The sequence below is a fragment of the Streptomyces sp. NPDC027672 genome, from assembly GCF_055566335.1.
In genome coordinates this window covers 869866-883645 of sequence record NZ_JBVHSO010000001.1, presented here as the reverse complement: position 1 = coordinate 883645, position 13780 = coordinate 869866, and the positions used below count along the sequence as shown (strand labels likewise).

Genomic DNA, 13780 nt, shown 5'->3' with positions numbered 1-13780 from the left:
ATCGTGGAGAACCTGATCGCGCTGCTCATCGCGGCGCCCCTGCTCGGAGCGGCCGTCCTGCTGACCGGCGGCCGGCGCCTGGACCGGGCCGGCCACTGGATCGGCACGCTGCTGTCGACCGCCTCCTTCGTGTGCGGCCTGATCCTCTTCGCCGACCTGCTCGGCCGGGGCGCCGAACACCGCACCCTGGTCAAGCACCTGTTCAGCTGGGTCCCGGTGGCCGGCTTCCAGGCGGACGTCACCTTCCGCCTCGACCAGCTGTCCATGACGTTCGTCCTGCTCATCACGGGCGTCGGCTCACTGATCCACCTGTACTCGGTCGGGTACATGGCGCACGACGAGCGGCGCCGCCGCTTCTTCGGCTACCTGAACCTGTTCCTCGCGGCGATGCTGCTGCTCGTCCTCGCCGACAACTACCTGCTGCTCTACGTCGGCTGGGAGGGCGTCGGTCTCGCCTCGTACCTGCTGATCGGCTTCTGGCAGCACAAGCCCAGCGCCGCCACGGCCGCGAAGAAGGCGTTCCTGGTCAACCGGGTCGGCGACATGGGCCTGTCGATCGCGATCATGCTGATGTTCACCACCTTCGGCAGCTTCGCCTTCGGCCCGGTCCTCACGCACACCGGTGACGCCTCCGAGGGCAGGCTCACCGCGATCGGCCTGATGCTGCTGCTCGCCGCCTGCGGCAAGTCCGCCCAGGTGCCGCTGCAGTCCTGGCTCGGCGACGCCATGGAGGGCCCGACCCCGGTCTCGGCCCTGATCCACGCGGCGACGATGGTGACCGCGGGCGTCTATCTGATCGTCCGCTCCGGCGCCCTGTTCGACGCGGCGCCCGACGCCCAGCTCGCCGTCACCGTCGTCGGCGCGGTCACGCTGCTGTTCGGTGCGATCGTCGGCTGCGCCAAGGACGACATCAAGAAGGCGCTGGCCGGCTCCACCATGTCGCAGATCGGCTACATGGTCCTCGCGGCCGGCCTCGGACCGATCGGCTACGTCTTCGCGATCATGCACCTGGTGACGCACGGCTTCTTCAAGGCCGGGCTGTTCCTCGGCGCCGGCTCCGTGATGCACGGCATGAACGACGAGGTGGACATGCGCCGCTACGGCGGCCTGCGCAGGTACATGCCGGTCACGTTCGTCACGTTCGGCCTCGGCTACCTCGCCATCATCGGCTTCCCGGGCCTGTCCGGCTTCTTCTCCAAGGACAAGATCATCGAGGCGGCGTTCGCCAAGGGCGGCACCGAGGGCTGGATCCTCGGCGGCGCGGCCCTGCTGGGCGCGGCCCTCACCGCCTTCTACATGACGCGCGTGATGCTGATGACGTTCTTCGGAGAGGCGCGCTGGAAGAACCAGCCCACGCGCTCCCCGGAGGCGCCGAGCGCCGAGCCCGCCGCCGAGACCCGCGGCGAGCACACCGAACCGCACCCGCACGAGTCCCCGAAGGTCATGACGATCCCGATGATCGTGCTGGCCGTCGGCTCGGTCTTCGGCGGCGCGTTCTTCAGCATCGGCGACCGCTTCCTGCACTGGCTGGAGCCGGTCACCGGGCACAGCGAGGGCGACTCCCCGCTCGGCGCGGCGACCGTCACCGGCGCGACCATGGTCTGCCTCGTCCTCGGCGTGGCCGTCGCCTGGGCCCAGTACGGCCGCAAGCCCGTCCCGGCCGTCGCCCCGCGCGGCTCGCTGCTCACCCGGGCCGCCCGCCGCGACCTGCTCCAGGACGACTTCAACCACGTGGTCCTGGTGCGCGGCGGCGAGCACCTGACGCGCTCGCTGGTCTATGTCGACCACACCCTGGTCGACGGCGTCGTCAACGGCACGGCGGCCGGCTTCGGCGGCCTGTCCGGACGACTGCGCCGGCTCCAGAACGGCTTCGCCCGCTCCTACGCGGTCTCGATGTTCGGCGGTGCGGCACTCCTCGTCGCCGCGACCCTGCTGATGAGGGCGGTCTGATACCGATGTCCTTTCCTCTGCTCACAGCGACGGCGGCGCTCCCGGCCCTCGGGGCCGTCGCCACGGCCGCCGTACCGGCCGCCCGGCGCACCGCCGCGAAATGGCTGGCGCTGCTCGTCTCGCTCGCCACGCTCGCCCTGGCGGTCACCGTCCTGGTCCGCTTCGACCCGGACGGCGACCGCTACCAGCTCGCCGAGAGCCACGCCTGGATCAAGGACTTCGGCGTCAGGTACGAACTGGGCGTCGACGGCATCGCGGTGGCGCTGATCGCGCTGACCGCCGTACTGATCCCGTTCATCATCCTCGCCGGCTGGCACGACGCCGACCCGCTGGAGACCGGCAACCGCCGCTGGCGGCCCACCCAGGGCTTCTTCGCGCTGATCCTCGCGGTCGAGGCGATGGTGCTGATCTCCTTCGAGGCCACCGACGTCTTCCTCTTCTACATCTTCTTCGAAGCCATGCTGATCCCGATGTACTTCCTCATCGGCGGCTTCGGGGACCGTGCCCACCAGCACGGCGAGGAGACGGCCGCCACCCAGCGGTCGTACGCGGCGGTGAAGTTCCTCCTCTACAACCTGGCCGGCGGCCTCCTCATGCTGGCCGCGGTGATCGGCCTCTATGTGGTGGCCGGGAACTTCAGCCTCCAGCAGCTCGCCGAGGCCCGCGCGAACGGCTCGCTGCACATGGCGGCCGGCACCGAGCGCTGGCTGTTCCTCGGCTTCTTCTTCGCCTTCGCGGTGAAGGCGCCGCTGTGGCCGCTGCACACCTGGCTGCCCAACGCCATGCAGGAGTCCACCGCACCCGTCGCCGTGCTCATCACCGCGGTCGTCGACAAGGTGGGCACGTTCGCGATGCTCCGCTTCTGCCTCCAGCTCTTCCCGGAGGCCAGCAAGTGGGCGACGCCCGTGATCCTGGTCCTGGCCCTGGTCAGCATCCTCTACGGCGCGCTGCTCGCCGTCGGCCAGCGGGACATCAAACGCCTGGTGGCGTACGCGTCGATCTCGCACTTCGGCTTCATCGTCATGGGCATCTTCGCGATGACCAGCCAGGGCCAGTCCGGCGCCACGCTCTACATGGTCAACCACGGCATCTCCACGGCCGCGCTGATGCTCGTCGCCGGCTTCCTGATCTCCCGGCGCGGCTCCCGGCTCATCGCCGACTACGGAGGCGTGCAGAAGGTCGCCCCGGTGCTCGCCGGCACCTTCCTGATCGGCGGTCTCGCCACCCTCTCGCTGCCCGGCCTGGCACCGTTCGTGAGCGAGTTCCTGGTCCTGGTCGGCACGTTCACGCGCTATCCGGTGATCGGCGTCATCGCCACCCTCGGCATCGTCCTCGCCGCCCTCTACACCCTGGTGCTGTACCAGCGGACGATGACGGGCCCGGTGAAACCGGAGGTCTCGGCGATGCCCGATCTCCGCGTGCGCGAGCTGGTGGTCGTGGCCCCGCTGATCGTGCTGCTGATCTTCCTGGGCGTCTATCCGAAGCCCGTCACGGACATCGTGAACCCGGCGGTCAAGCAGACCTTGTCCGACGTACACAAGAAGGACCCCCAGCCCGAGGTGGAGGCGGCCAAGTGAGCGCAGCAGCCGTCCACAGCCTGTGGACAACCGCGGCCGAACCGATCTCGAAGATCGACACGCCGAAGATCGAATACGGACAATTGTCGCCGACGCTGATCGTCGTCGGCGCGGCCCTGGTCGGAGTCCTCATCGAGGCGTTCGTCCCGCGCAGGTCCCGCTACTACGCACAGGTTTTCGTCTCCGTCGTCGCGCTGTGCGCCGCGTTCGCCGCGGTCGTCGCGCTGGCGGCCGACGGATTCGGCACCACGAAGGCCCACATCGCCGCCATGGGCGCCATCGCGGTCGACGGCCCGGCCCTCTTCCTCCAGGGCACCATCCTGCTGGCCGGCCTGGTCGCCCTGTTCACCTTCGCCGAACGGCGCCTGGACCCGGCGGCGCACGGCAACCGGGTCGACTCCTTCGCCGCGCAGGCCGCCTCCGTGCCCGGCAGCGACAGCGAGCAGGCGGCGGTCAAGGCGGGCTTCGCCACCACCGAGGTCTTCCCGCTGCTGCTCTTCGCGGTCGGCGGCATGCTGGTCTTCCCCGCGGCCAACGACCTGCTGACCCTGTTCGTGGCCCTGGAGGTGCTGTCCCTGCCGCTGTACCTGCTGTGCGCGCTGGCCCGGCGCAAGCGGCTGGTGTCGCAGGAGGCCGCGGTCAAGTACTTCCTGCTGGGCGCGTTCGCCTCCGCGTTCACCCTGTTCGGCATCGCGCTGCTGTACGGCTACGCGGGCTCGGTGTCGTACGCGCGCATCGCCCAGGTCGTCGACGGCACGGTCACCGGTGTCGACCCCGCCCTGGCCGGCACGATGGGCAACGACGCGCTGCTGCTGATCGGCGGCGCCCTGCTCGTCATGGGCCTGCTGTTCAAGGTGGGCGCGGTGCCGTTCCACATGTGGACGCCCGACGTCTACCAGGGCGCGCCCACCCCGGTGACCGGCTTCATGGCGGCGGCGACGAAGGTGGCCGCGTTCGGCGCGCTGCTGCGCCTGCTCTACGTCGTCCTGCCCGGCCTGCGCTGGGACTGGCGGCCGGTCATGTGGGCGGTGGCGATCATCACCATGCTGGGCGGCGCGATCGTCGCCATCACCCAGACCGACATCAAGCGCCTGCTGGCGTACTCGTCCATCGCGCACGCCGGCTTCATCCTCGCGGGTGTCATCGCCACGTCGAAGGACGGCGTGTCGTCGGTCCTGTTCTATCTGGCGGGCTACTCCTTCGTGACGATCGGTGCGTTCGCCGTGGTCACGCTGGTCCGGGACGCGGGCGGCGAGGCCACCCACCTGTCCAAGTGGGCGGGCCTCGGCCGGCGCTCGCCGCTGGTGGCGGCCGTGTTCGCGGTGTTCCTGCTGGCCTTCGCCGGCATCCCGCTGACCTCCGGGTTCGCGGGCAAGTTCGCGGTGTTCAAGGCGGCGGCGGACGCCGGCGCGGCCCCGCTGGTCGTTGTCGGTGTGATCTCGTCGGCGATCGCCGCGTTCTTCTACATCCGGGTGATCGTGCTGATGTTCTTCAGCGAGCCGAAGCCGGACGGCCCGACCGTGGCCGTGCCGTCCCCGCTGACCATGGCGGCGATCGGCGTGGGCGTGGCGGTGACCCTGGTGCTCGGCGTGGCACCGCAGTACTTCCTGGACCTGGCGGGCCAGGCGGGAGTGTTCGTGCGCTGACGTGCCACTGCCCGGCTCCCTGCAAGCAAGAGGGGCCGGGCAGTGGTCTGTCCGCGTACGTCACCCGGCGCTGTCGCGGCGCGCCCTGATCCGGGTGAGGTCCAGGTCCACCGGGAACGGCACGTCCACCTTCATCCGCTCGCGGAAGATCCCGGTGCCGGTGTACGCGCCGGTCGTCGGCTCCAGCTCGAAGACGTGCACCGCGGCCCGGCCGTTCTCGTTCTCGACCCGCCAGTAGTGCGGAATCTTCGCGCGGGCGTACTTCAGCGGCTTGGTCTCGCGGTCCCGGGAGGCCGAGTCCTCGGAGACGACCTCGATGGCCAGGACGACGGACTCCACCGGGAAGCGGGTCTGGTACGGATCGTCCACCACGTCCGCCCGCACCACGACCACGTCCGGCTCGGGCCGGTTCTGGCGGTCGATGTCGATCGTGAACTCGCGGACGACCTCGAATTCCTCGGGCGCCAGCGATTGAAGCTGCCAATTGAAGAAGTCGATGGCGCGGGTGTGGAAGAGAGTCTGCGGACTCACGAAGACCAGGCTCCCGTCGATCAGTTCCGTGTGCGGAGGAAGATTCGGGAGGCGGTCCAGGTCGTCGGCGGTCCATCCGCCCTTCGGCGGTGTCGGCCAGCTGGGTGTGGACGCCTTCGGTGCGACGCTCATCAGTGCTCCCATGGGACGGAGTCTCGCCGGTCCGTCCAGAGTATCGGGGGGAACGGGCGGGTCTCCCGCGAACGTGTGACCAATGGTCGTGTCGTTGACGTGTGGCGTCCGGCCGGTCTGTGGATAACTCCGAGGCTGTCGGTGCGGGCCCCTATGGTGGAGGGAGCGGTCGACAGACGGCACACGGGGGACCGGCGGGGACAGGACGATGGGCGTGACGGGCGGAATCAGCGAGATGCCACAGATGACCGAAGGGCCGGGCACGGTCGGCAGCGAGGCTGCGGCCACGCTGCACCGGGTCTTCGGATACGAGACCTTCCGGGGCGAGCAGCGGGCGATCGTCGAGCATGTGATCGCGGGCGGCGACGCCGTCGTGCTCATGCCGACCGGCGGCGGGAAGTCGCTGTGCTACCAGATCCCGGCCCTGGTCAGACCGGGCACGGGCGTGGTGGTCTCACCGCTGATCGCGCTCATGCAGGACCAGGTCGACGCGCTGCGCGCCCTCGGCGTCCGCGCCGGCTTCATGAACTCCACGCAGGACTTCGACGAGCGGCGCGTGGTCGAGGCCGAGTTCCTGGCCGGCGAGCTGGACCTGCTCTATCTGGCCCCGGAGCGGCTGCGGCTGGACGCCACGCTGGACCTGCTCTCGCGCGGCAAGATCTCCGTCTTCGCGATCGACGAGGCGCACTGCGTGTCCCAGTGGGGCCACGACTTCCGCCCCGACTACCTCTCCCTGTCGCTGCTCGGCGAGCGCTGGCCGGACGTCCCGCGGATCGCCCTCACCGCCACGGCCACCGACGCCACCCACCAGGAGATCACCCAGCGGCTGAACCTGCCGGCGGCCCGCCACTTCGTCGCCAGCTTCGACCGGCCCAACATCCAGTACCGGATCGTGCCCAAGGCCGACCCCAGGAAGCAGCTCCTCGCCTTTCTGCGGGAGGAGCACCCGGGCGACGCCGGCATCGTCTACTGCCTCTCGCGCAACTCGGTCGAGCGCACGGCGGAGTTCCTGACCGCGAACGGCGTCCAGGCGGTGCCGTACCACGCGGGCCTGGACGCGGCCACGCGCGCGGCACACCAGTCCCGGTTCCTGCGCGAGGACGGCCTGGTCGTGGTCGCGACGATCGCCTTCGGCATGGGCATCGACAAGCCGGACGTGCGCTTCGTCGCCCACCTGGACCTGCCCAAGTCGATCGAGGGGTACTACCAGGAGACCGGCCGGGCGGGCCGCGACGGCCTGCCGTCCACGGCCTGGATGGCGTACGGCCTGAACGACGTCGTGCAGCAGCGCAAGCTGATCCAGTCCGGCGAGGGCGACGAGGCGTTCCGCCGCCGGGCCGGGGCCCACCTGGACGCCATGCTCGCGCTGTGCGAGACCGTCCGGTGCCGGCGCGGTCAGCTGCTCGCCTACTTCGGCCAGGACGCCGACGCCGACGCCTGCGGCAACTGCGACACCTGCCTCAGCCCGCCGGAGACCTGGGACGGCACGGTCGCGGCGCAGAAGGTGCTGTCCACGGTGGTGCGGCTGCAACGGGAGCGCGGGCAGAAGTTCGGCGCGCTCCAGATCGTCGACATCCTGCTCGGCAAGCGCACCGGCAAGGTGATCCAGTTCGACCACGACCAGCTCTCCGTCTTCGGTATCGGCCAGGACCTCGCCGAGGGGGAGTGGCGGGGAGTCATCCGGCAGCTGCTGGCCCAGGGACTGCTCGCGGTCGAAGGGGAGTACGGCACGCTGGTGCTCACCGAGGCGAGCGGCACGGTGCTGCGGCGCGAGCGCGAGGTGCCGCTGCGCAAGGAGCCGAAGAAGGCGGCCGTCGTCCGGTCGCGGTCCGCCGGTGGCGCGGCGGGCACCGGCAAGGCCAAGGCGGCCGCGGTCGAGCTGCCCGAGGAGCTGCTGCCCGCCTTCGAGGCGCTGCGGGCCTGGCGTGCCGAGCAGGCCCGGGAACAGGGCGTCCCGGCGTACGTGATCTTCCACGACGCCACCCTCCGGGAGATCGTGGCCCGGCGGCCCGGTTCGGTGCGGGATCTGGGCACGGTGAACGGCGTCGGCGAGAAGAAGCTGGCGACGTACGGCGAAGGCGTGCTCCAGGTGCTGACCTCCCTGGGCGGGTCCGCGCCGGCCGCCCCCGGCGACGCACCGGCCGCCGCAGCCGGCGGCGCACCGGACGAGGACTGGCCCGAGCCGCCGGACGAGCCCGAGCCGGACGACTGGATATAGCGGCGGGACACAGCGTCCCGCCGGGGCGGGTGTCCGCCGGCCGGCGGGGCGCTCAGGACAGCGCGGTCAGGCCGGGCGCGAAGGTGATCAGCAGCGGCAGCAGCGGGACCAGCGCGGCCACCGTCGTGGTCAGGGCCCGCTGCCGGCGCAGCAGCCGTGGCGGCGGCTCCAGCAGCCGGTCCACGCGCTCGCCCAGCAGCCGGCGGCTGGAGGCGCAGGACAGGACGCCCCGGTGCTGGTTCAGCTCGATCAGGGCGAGGGCCGTGGTGAGGTGCCCGCAGCGCCGGGAGGCCGTGTCGTCGGCGGCCAGCTCGACCAGGCGGTGGGTCTGGTCGCAGAAGTGGGCGAAGAGCGGCACGCGCGGGAAGCCCGTGGCGAGCGCCGCGGACAGGTGCAGCAGCCAGTCGTGGTGGGCACGGGCGTGCCCGCGCTCGTGGGTGAGGACGGCGTCGAGCTGCACATCGGTGAGGCGGTGCAACGCCCCGGTGGTGACGACCAGTTGGGGCGGGTGGCCGGGCATCCACCAGGCGTCCGGGTACTCGTCCTCCAGGACCAGCATCGGGCCGCGTGCCGCCGGCAGTCCGGCCGGCAGTTCGGGGGCGCGCTCGCGCAGGTGCGCCCGGGCCTGGCCGCGGCTGCGGCGGACCTCGGCGAGTTCCCGGGCCAGCATCGCCGTCGTCCAGGCGGCCCCGCAGGCCAGCAGCACGGTGAGGGCGGCGGCCCAACCCGGCGCGGTGGACAGGTCGTAGGCGGCGGTGACGGCGGGCGGCGCGGGGGCGAACACGTGGTCGCGGACGGTGTGGAAGACGGCCGCCGCGCCCAGCACCAGTGCGGTCAGACAGCACAGCAGGACGGTGGCGACCAGGCACTGCCACACCCACAGCGCCACCACGGGATCCCGCTCGGGCCAGGCGGCCCGGGTCAGCGCGCGCGGCACCGGCACGGCGGCTGTCAGGGCGACGACGCTCAGCAGGAGCAGGCAGACGGTCATGCCGGGGCTCCGGTTCCTGGTCGGAGACGTATGCGGGTGCGGGTCTTGCCGGGCGCGCGGCGCAGGGTGGCGCGTCGCGCGGAACGAGTGGTGCGTGTCCTTGTCAGTATGACGAAGACAACGCCCCGAGTCAGGTGCCGAGGACGATCCGCCCGGCCCGCGCACCGACAGGGTCACGCGCGGGTGCCCCGGCCGGCCGCGCGTGGCCGGCCGGGGTGCCGCTCAGTTCGGTACGACCCGTCCGCCGACCTCGCCCAGTCCCACCCGGCGGCCGTCCGGGCCGGGCGCCCAGGCCGACAGGGTCACCGTGTCCCCGTCCTCCAGGAACGTCCGCTTGCCGTCCGGGAGGTCGAGGGGGTCGCGGCCGTTCCAGGTCAGCTCCAGCAGCGAGCCGCGCTGGCGTGCGGCGGGGCCGCTCACCGTGCCCGAGCCGTACAGGTCGCCCGTGCGTAGCGAGGCGCCGTTGACCGTCATATGCGCGAGCTGCTGGGCGGCGGTCCAGTACATGGTGGAGAACGGCGGCTCGGCGACCACGTGGCCGTTGACCGCGACGGAGATACGGAGGTCGTAGCCGCCCGGTTCGATGCCGGGCGCCGAGTCGTCCAGGTAGGGCAGCAGCGGGTGCGTGCGCTCCGGAGGTGCCACGCGGGCGTGCTCCAGCGCCTCCAGCGGGGTGATCCACGCCGACACCGAGGTGGCGAAGGACTTGCCGAGGAACGGGCCGAGCGGGACGTACTCCCAGGCCTGGACGTCCCGTGCGGACCAGTCGTTCAGCAGGCACAGCCCGAAGACGTGCTCCCGGAACGCGCCGAGCGGGACCGGGCTGCCCGGCCGCGACGGCACGCCCACGACGAAACCGACCTCGGCCTCGATGTCCAGCCGCACCGACGGGCCGAAGACGGGCGCGGGGTCGGCCGGGCCCTTGCGCTGCCCGGCCGGCCGTACGACGTCCGTGCCCGAGACGACGACCGTGCCGGAGCGGCCGTGGTAACCGATCGGCAGGTGCTTCCAGTTGGGGGTGAGGGAGTCCTCGGCGTCCGGGCGGAAGATCCGGCCGACGTTGCGGGCGTGGTGCTCCGAGGCGTAGAAGTCGACGTAGTCCGCCACCTCGAAGGGCAGGTGCAGGGCCACCTCGGACAAGGGGTGGAACAGCGGCTCGACGGCCGCGCGGTGCGCCGGGTCCGTGACCCAGGACGTGACGGCGCGCCGCACCTCCGACCAGGCGGCGGGGCCGGCGGCCAGCAGCAGGTTCAGGGTGGGCCGGGCGAGCAGCGGCTGGTGGGGCGAGCCGAGGGCCGCGGCGGCGGCGCCCGCGTCCAGGACGTGGTTCCCGAGCCGGACGCCGATCCTCCGCTCCGTGCTGCCGGCGGGCGAGAACACGCCGTAGGGGAGGTTGTGCGGGCCGAAGGGGTCGCCCTCGGGGACGTCGAAGGGGGGCATGGGGTGCTGCCTCACTCTCATCCGGGCCGTGCATGGCGATGCGTTCCATGTGGTCGCGCCACACGTTACGGCCGACATGCGTGTCATGGGCAGTGCCGCACGGCGGGCCCCGGAAGGGCGGCCGGACCGGGTGCGCCGGCGGCTTGCGCCGGCCCCGGCCGCCAGGAGGGCGTCCCCGCAGGGTATTTCGGGCCGGACGGCACACAAGTAGGCGCAAAGACGGGTGAGTCGGCGGGGCGCGGTGTCCGTATTCTCTGATCATGGCACCCACCCCGGCATATGCACTGATCGCCACCGACCTGGACGGGACGCTGCTGCGCGGCGACGACACCGTCTCCGACCGGTCGCTGGCCGCGCTCGCGCGGGTGGCGCGGGCCGGGGCCCGGCATCTGGTCGTGACGGGCCGCCCGGCCCCGCGGGTGCGGTCCCTGCTCGCCCGCCTGGGCTGCACGGGGCTGGCGGTGTGCGGACAGGGAGCACAGGTCTACGACGCCGGGGCCGGCCGGCTGCTGTGGTCGGTGCGGCTGGAGCGGGAGCTGGCGGAGACCGCGCTCGGCAAGATCGAGGCGGAGGTGGGGCAGGTGTACGCGGCGGTCGACCAGGACGGCGTGGACGGGCGCACGCTCATCGAGCCCGGCTACCGGATGCCCCACCCGACGCTGCCCGCGGTCCGCGTCGGCCGGCGGGCCGAGCTGTGGAGCGCGCCCATCAGCAAGGTGCTGCTGCGCCACGCCGAGCTGTCCGACGACGAGTTGGCGGCCGTGGCGCGCTCGGTGGTGGGCTCGCTGGCGACGGTCACCATGTCGGGGCCGGGCACCGTGGAGCTCCAGCCGGGCGGGGTGACGAAGGCGACCGGTCTGGCGCTGGCCGCCGAGCGGCTGGGGATCGGCGCCGAACGGGCCCTCGCCTTCGGTGACATGCCCAACGACATCCCGATGTTCGACTGGGCCGCGCGCGGTGTCGCCATGGCCGGCGCGCATCCCGAGCTGAAGGCGGTGGCGGACGAGGTCACCGCGTCGAACGAGGACGACGGCGTCGCCGTCGTCCTCGAAAGACTGTTCCCGGCCGGCTGACCGGGCCCGCGGTGGTGTCCGGGGACACCGACCGGTGCCGGTCAGTAGGCGCCGAACACGTTGTCGATCGATCCGTACCGGGCGGCGGCGTAGTTGCAGGCGGCGGTGATGTTCGCGACCGGGTCGTAGATGTCGAAGGACGTTCCGGCGACGTGGTAGGCGTTGAACGTCGGGTCGATGACCTGGAGCAGGCCCTTGGACGGGATGCCCTTGGCGGCGTTGGAGTCCCAGAGGTTGATGGCCGCCGGGTTGCCCGAGGACTCGCGCATCACGTTGCGGTAGATGCCGTGGTAGGTGCCCGGGATGCCCTTCTGGCCCATGATCGCGAGGGACTCGCGGATCCAGCCGTCGAGAGTGTTCGGGTAGCCGGCGGGGGTGGTGGCGGCCGCCGGGGCGGCGGTGGTGGCCGCGGCGGCGCCGGTCGCGCCGATCAGCGGCAGGGCGAGGACGGCCGCACCGGTGCAGGCGGCGGCGACGGCGCGGACGAGCCGGGTGTTGCGGGTGTGCTGAGCGGCGGCAGGCATGGGGAATCCTCTCCGGCGCCTGCGAGGTGAGCTGTCGGGTTCGGGCGGGGAGGCGCCCGGCCGTGCCCTGGAGGAGGCACGGCTTCACCCCTAGCCGTCCAGACGCGGCACGTGCCGCGCCGGGACGGCGGCTTACCTGGGTCCCCCGCTCCTGCCGTACGAATGAGTTCGTCGATGGGTTACGCGGGCGGCGGCAGGATTCGGCGTCCGCCCGACGGCCCGGAACGTATGCGAGAGCACATGTCGGGAACAAGTACCGGATGCGCTTAAGGCGCTATTTGACCTTGATCACCGCTGTATGGGGTACTTGATCCTTTGCGGTCGCCAATCCTCAACTCGCCGACGGGCAACGGGCGGACGGCGGTGTGGCGGGTGGGGTGGGTCCGTCGGCCGGGTGACCCAATTCACGAAATAGCAAATGACGTCAAATCAGACATGAGGGATTAGAGGCATTAGGGGCTTTCGAACCCAGAGTCCGGGTCGTGATGGAAGTGGAGTATTACTATGTGATCAAAACTATGCCCGCCATGATCCGATACCACCCAAGCTGGACGGGTGGGCGCTATCGGTGATCGAAACGGGACCGGATACGCTGACTTGAGTGATGGCAGCGACCTATCGACAAACCGTGTAATCGCCAGCAGACACCAGCAGACAGGAGACCCCTCGTGACCGTCGTCGGGCCGTTCGGGCTGAGCGTGCGGGACCAGGCTCTGGAAGCCGATGTCCAGGCCGGATTGGCGGCTGTCGAGGAAGGCTTGCTCGAGGCCACCAAGAGCGAGGTCCCGTTCATCACCGGGGCCGCGCAGCACCTCGTCCGGGCCGGCGGGAAGCGGTTCCGGCCCCTGCTCGTGATGCTCGCGGCCCAGTTCGGCGACCCTTACGCACCGGGCGTCGTGCCGTCGGCCGTGGTCGTGGAGCTGACCCACCTGGCCACGCTCTACCACGACGACGTCATGGACGAGGCGGCCGTGCGCCGGGGCGTGGACAGCGCCAACACGCGCTGGGGCAACTCCGTCGCGGTCCTCACCGGCGACTTCCTCTTCGCCCGCGCCTCCCACATCCTCGCCGACCTCGGCCCGGAGGCGGTCCGGGTGCAGGCCCTGGCCTTCGAACGGCTCGTCACCGGTCAGATCCTGGAGACCGCGGGCCCCTCCGACGGCCGCGACCCGGTCGAGCACTACCTGGACGTGCTGGCCGGCAAGACCGGCTCCCTGGTGGCGGTGGCGTGCCGGTTCGGCGCGATGATGTCCGGCGCCGACGAGCGGGTCGTCGACGTGCTCACCCAGTACGGCGAACGGCTCGGCGTCGCCTTCCAGCTCGCGGACGACGTCCTGGACATCGCCTCCGACTCCCACGAGTCCGGCAAGACCCCGGGCACCGACCTGCGCGAGGGCATCCCGACCCTGCCGGTGCTCCGGCTGCGCGAGCGGGCCGCCCGGCTGGGCCTGCCCGAGGACGTCGCGCTGTGCGAGCTGCTGGACTCCGACCTCAGCGACGACGCCCGGCACGCCGAGGCGCTGGCCGGGCTGCGCACGCACCCCGCGCTGGAGCAGGCCCGCCGGGACACGATCCGGTACGCGGAGGAGGCGCGGGCCGCGCTGGCCCCGCTCACCGAGTGCGACGCCAAGGCCGCGCTGACCGAGCTGTGCGACGCGGTGGTGCACCGCGCGGGCTGACCCGCCCGGCCGGCCCCGC

At 71.7% G+C, this 13780-nt stretch carries 10 protein-coding genes and 1 riboswitch; of the genes, 6 read left to right on the top strand and 4 right to left on the bottom strand.

Features of this window, described 5'->3' with window-relative positions; genetic code table 11:
- Positions 1-3: 3 nt before the first annotated feature.
- From nuoL to nuoN, 3 genes are read left to right on the top strand one after another with little or no spacing between them, the layout of a single operon-like run.
- Complete coding sequence (gene nuoL, locus ACZ4SV_RS03980) at positions 4-1950, top strand: NADH-quinone oxidoreductase subunit L (RefSeq protein ID WP_397938397.1); 1947 nt, start codon at positions 4-6, stop codon at positions 1948-1950.
- Between the two features lie 5 nt (positions 1951-1955).
- Positions 1956-3527, top strand: a complete 1572-nt coding sequence (locus ACZ4SV_RS03975; protein WP_468001126.1) for an NADH-quinone oxidoreductase subunit M — start codon at positions 1956-1958, stop codon at positions 3525-3527.
- Positions 3524-5173 carry an NADH-quinone oxidoreductase subunit NuoN gene (nuoN, locus tag ACZ4SV_RS03970; RefSeq protein WP_468001124.1) on the top strand — a complete coding sequence of 550 codons (1650 nt, stop codon included), beginning with the start codon at positions 3524-3526 and terminating at the stop codon, positions 5171-5173. Before ACZ4SV_RS03975 ends, nuoN begins: the two co-directional genes overlap by 4 nt.
- A 60-nt stretch (positions 5174-5233) precedes the next feature.
- Here the strand turns inward: nuoN and ACZ4SV_RS03965 are convergent, their stop codons facing one another.
- Complete coding sequence (locus tag ACZ4SV_RS03965; protein WP_468001122.1) at positions 5234-5836, bottom strand: Uma2 family endonuclease; 603 nt, start codon at positions 5834-5836, stop codon at positions 5234-5236.
- Between the two features lie 208 nt (positions 5837-6044).
- Here ACZ4SV_RS03965 and recQ point away from each other — a divergent pair, with 208 nt between their 5' ends.
- A complete protein-coding gene (recQ, locus tag ACZ4SV_RS03960; protein ID WP_468001120.1) occupies positions 6045-8054 on the top strand; it encodes a DNA helicase RecQ in 2010 nt (669 codons plus the stop codon).
- Between the two features lie 52 nt (positions 8055-8106).
- On the opposite strand, the gene ACZ4SV_RS03955 is transcribed toward recQ, so the two are convergent.
- Together ACZ4SV_RS03955 and fahA are read right to left on the bottom strand one after the other, a co-directional pair.
- On the bottom strand, positions 8107-9045 hold the full coding sequence (locus tag ACZ4SV_RS03955; protein ID WP_365941493.1) for a M56 family metallopeptidase: 939 nt from the start codon (positions 9043-9045) through the stop codon (positions 8107-8109).
- A 222-nt stretch (positions 9046-9267) separates the two neighbouring features.
- Entirely contained in the window at positions 9268-10485 is a 1218-nt protein-coding gene (fahA, locus tag ACZ4SV_RS03950; protein ID WP_397946752.1) for a fumarylacetoacetase, read from the bottom strand.
- A gap of 260 nt (positions 10486-10745) precedes the next feature.
- Between fahA and ACZ4SV_RS03945 the strand changes: the two genes are divergently transcribed.
- The gene (locus tag ACZ4SV_RS03945) at positions 10746-11558 is read left to right on the top strand and encodes an HAD family hydrolase (RefSeq protein ID WP_468001117.1); all 813 of its coding nucleotides are present in this window, start codon (positions 10746-10748) and stop codon (positions 11556-11558) included.
- A gap of 41 nt (positions 11559-11599) precedes the next feature.
- Here ACZ4SV_RS03945 and ACZ4SV_RS03940 read toward each other — a convergent pair whose 3' ends face one another.
- Positions 11600-12082, bottom strand: coding sequence for a transglycosylase SLT domain-containing protein (locus tag ACZ4SV_RS03940; RefSeq protein WP_468001115.1), 483 nt, complete (start codon positions 12080-12082; stop codon positions 11600-11602).
- Positions 12083-12085: 3 nt separating this feature from the next.
- A riboswitch (cyclic di-AMP (ydaO/yuaA leader) is annotated at positions 12086-12266 on the bottom strand.
- Between the two features lie 484 nt (positions 12267-12750).
- On the opposite strand from ACZ4SV_RS03940, the gene ACZ4SV_RS03935 reads away from it, so the two are divergent.
- Entirely contained in the window at positions 12751-13761 is a 1011-nt protein-coding gene (locus ACZ4SV_RS03935) for a polyprenyl synthetase family protein (protein ID WP_365878717.1), read from the top strand.
- Positions 13762-13780 lie beyond the last annotated feature (19 nt).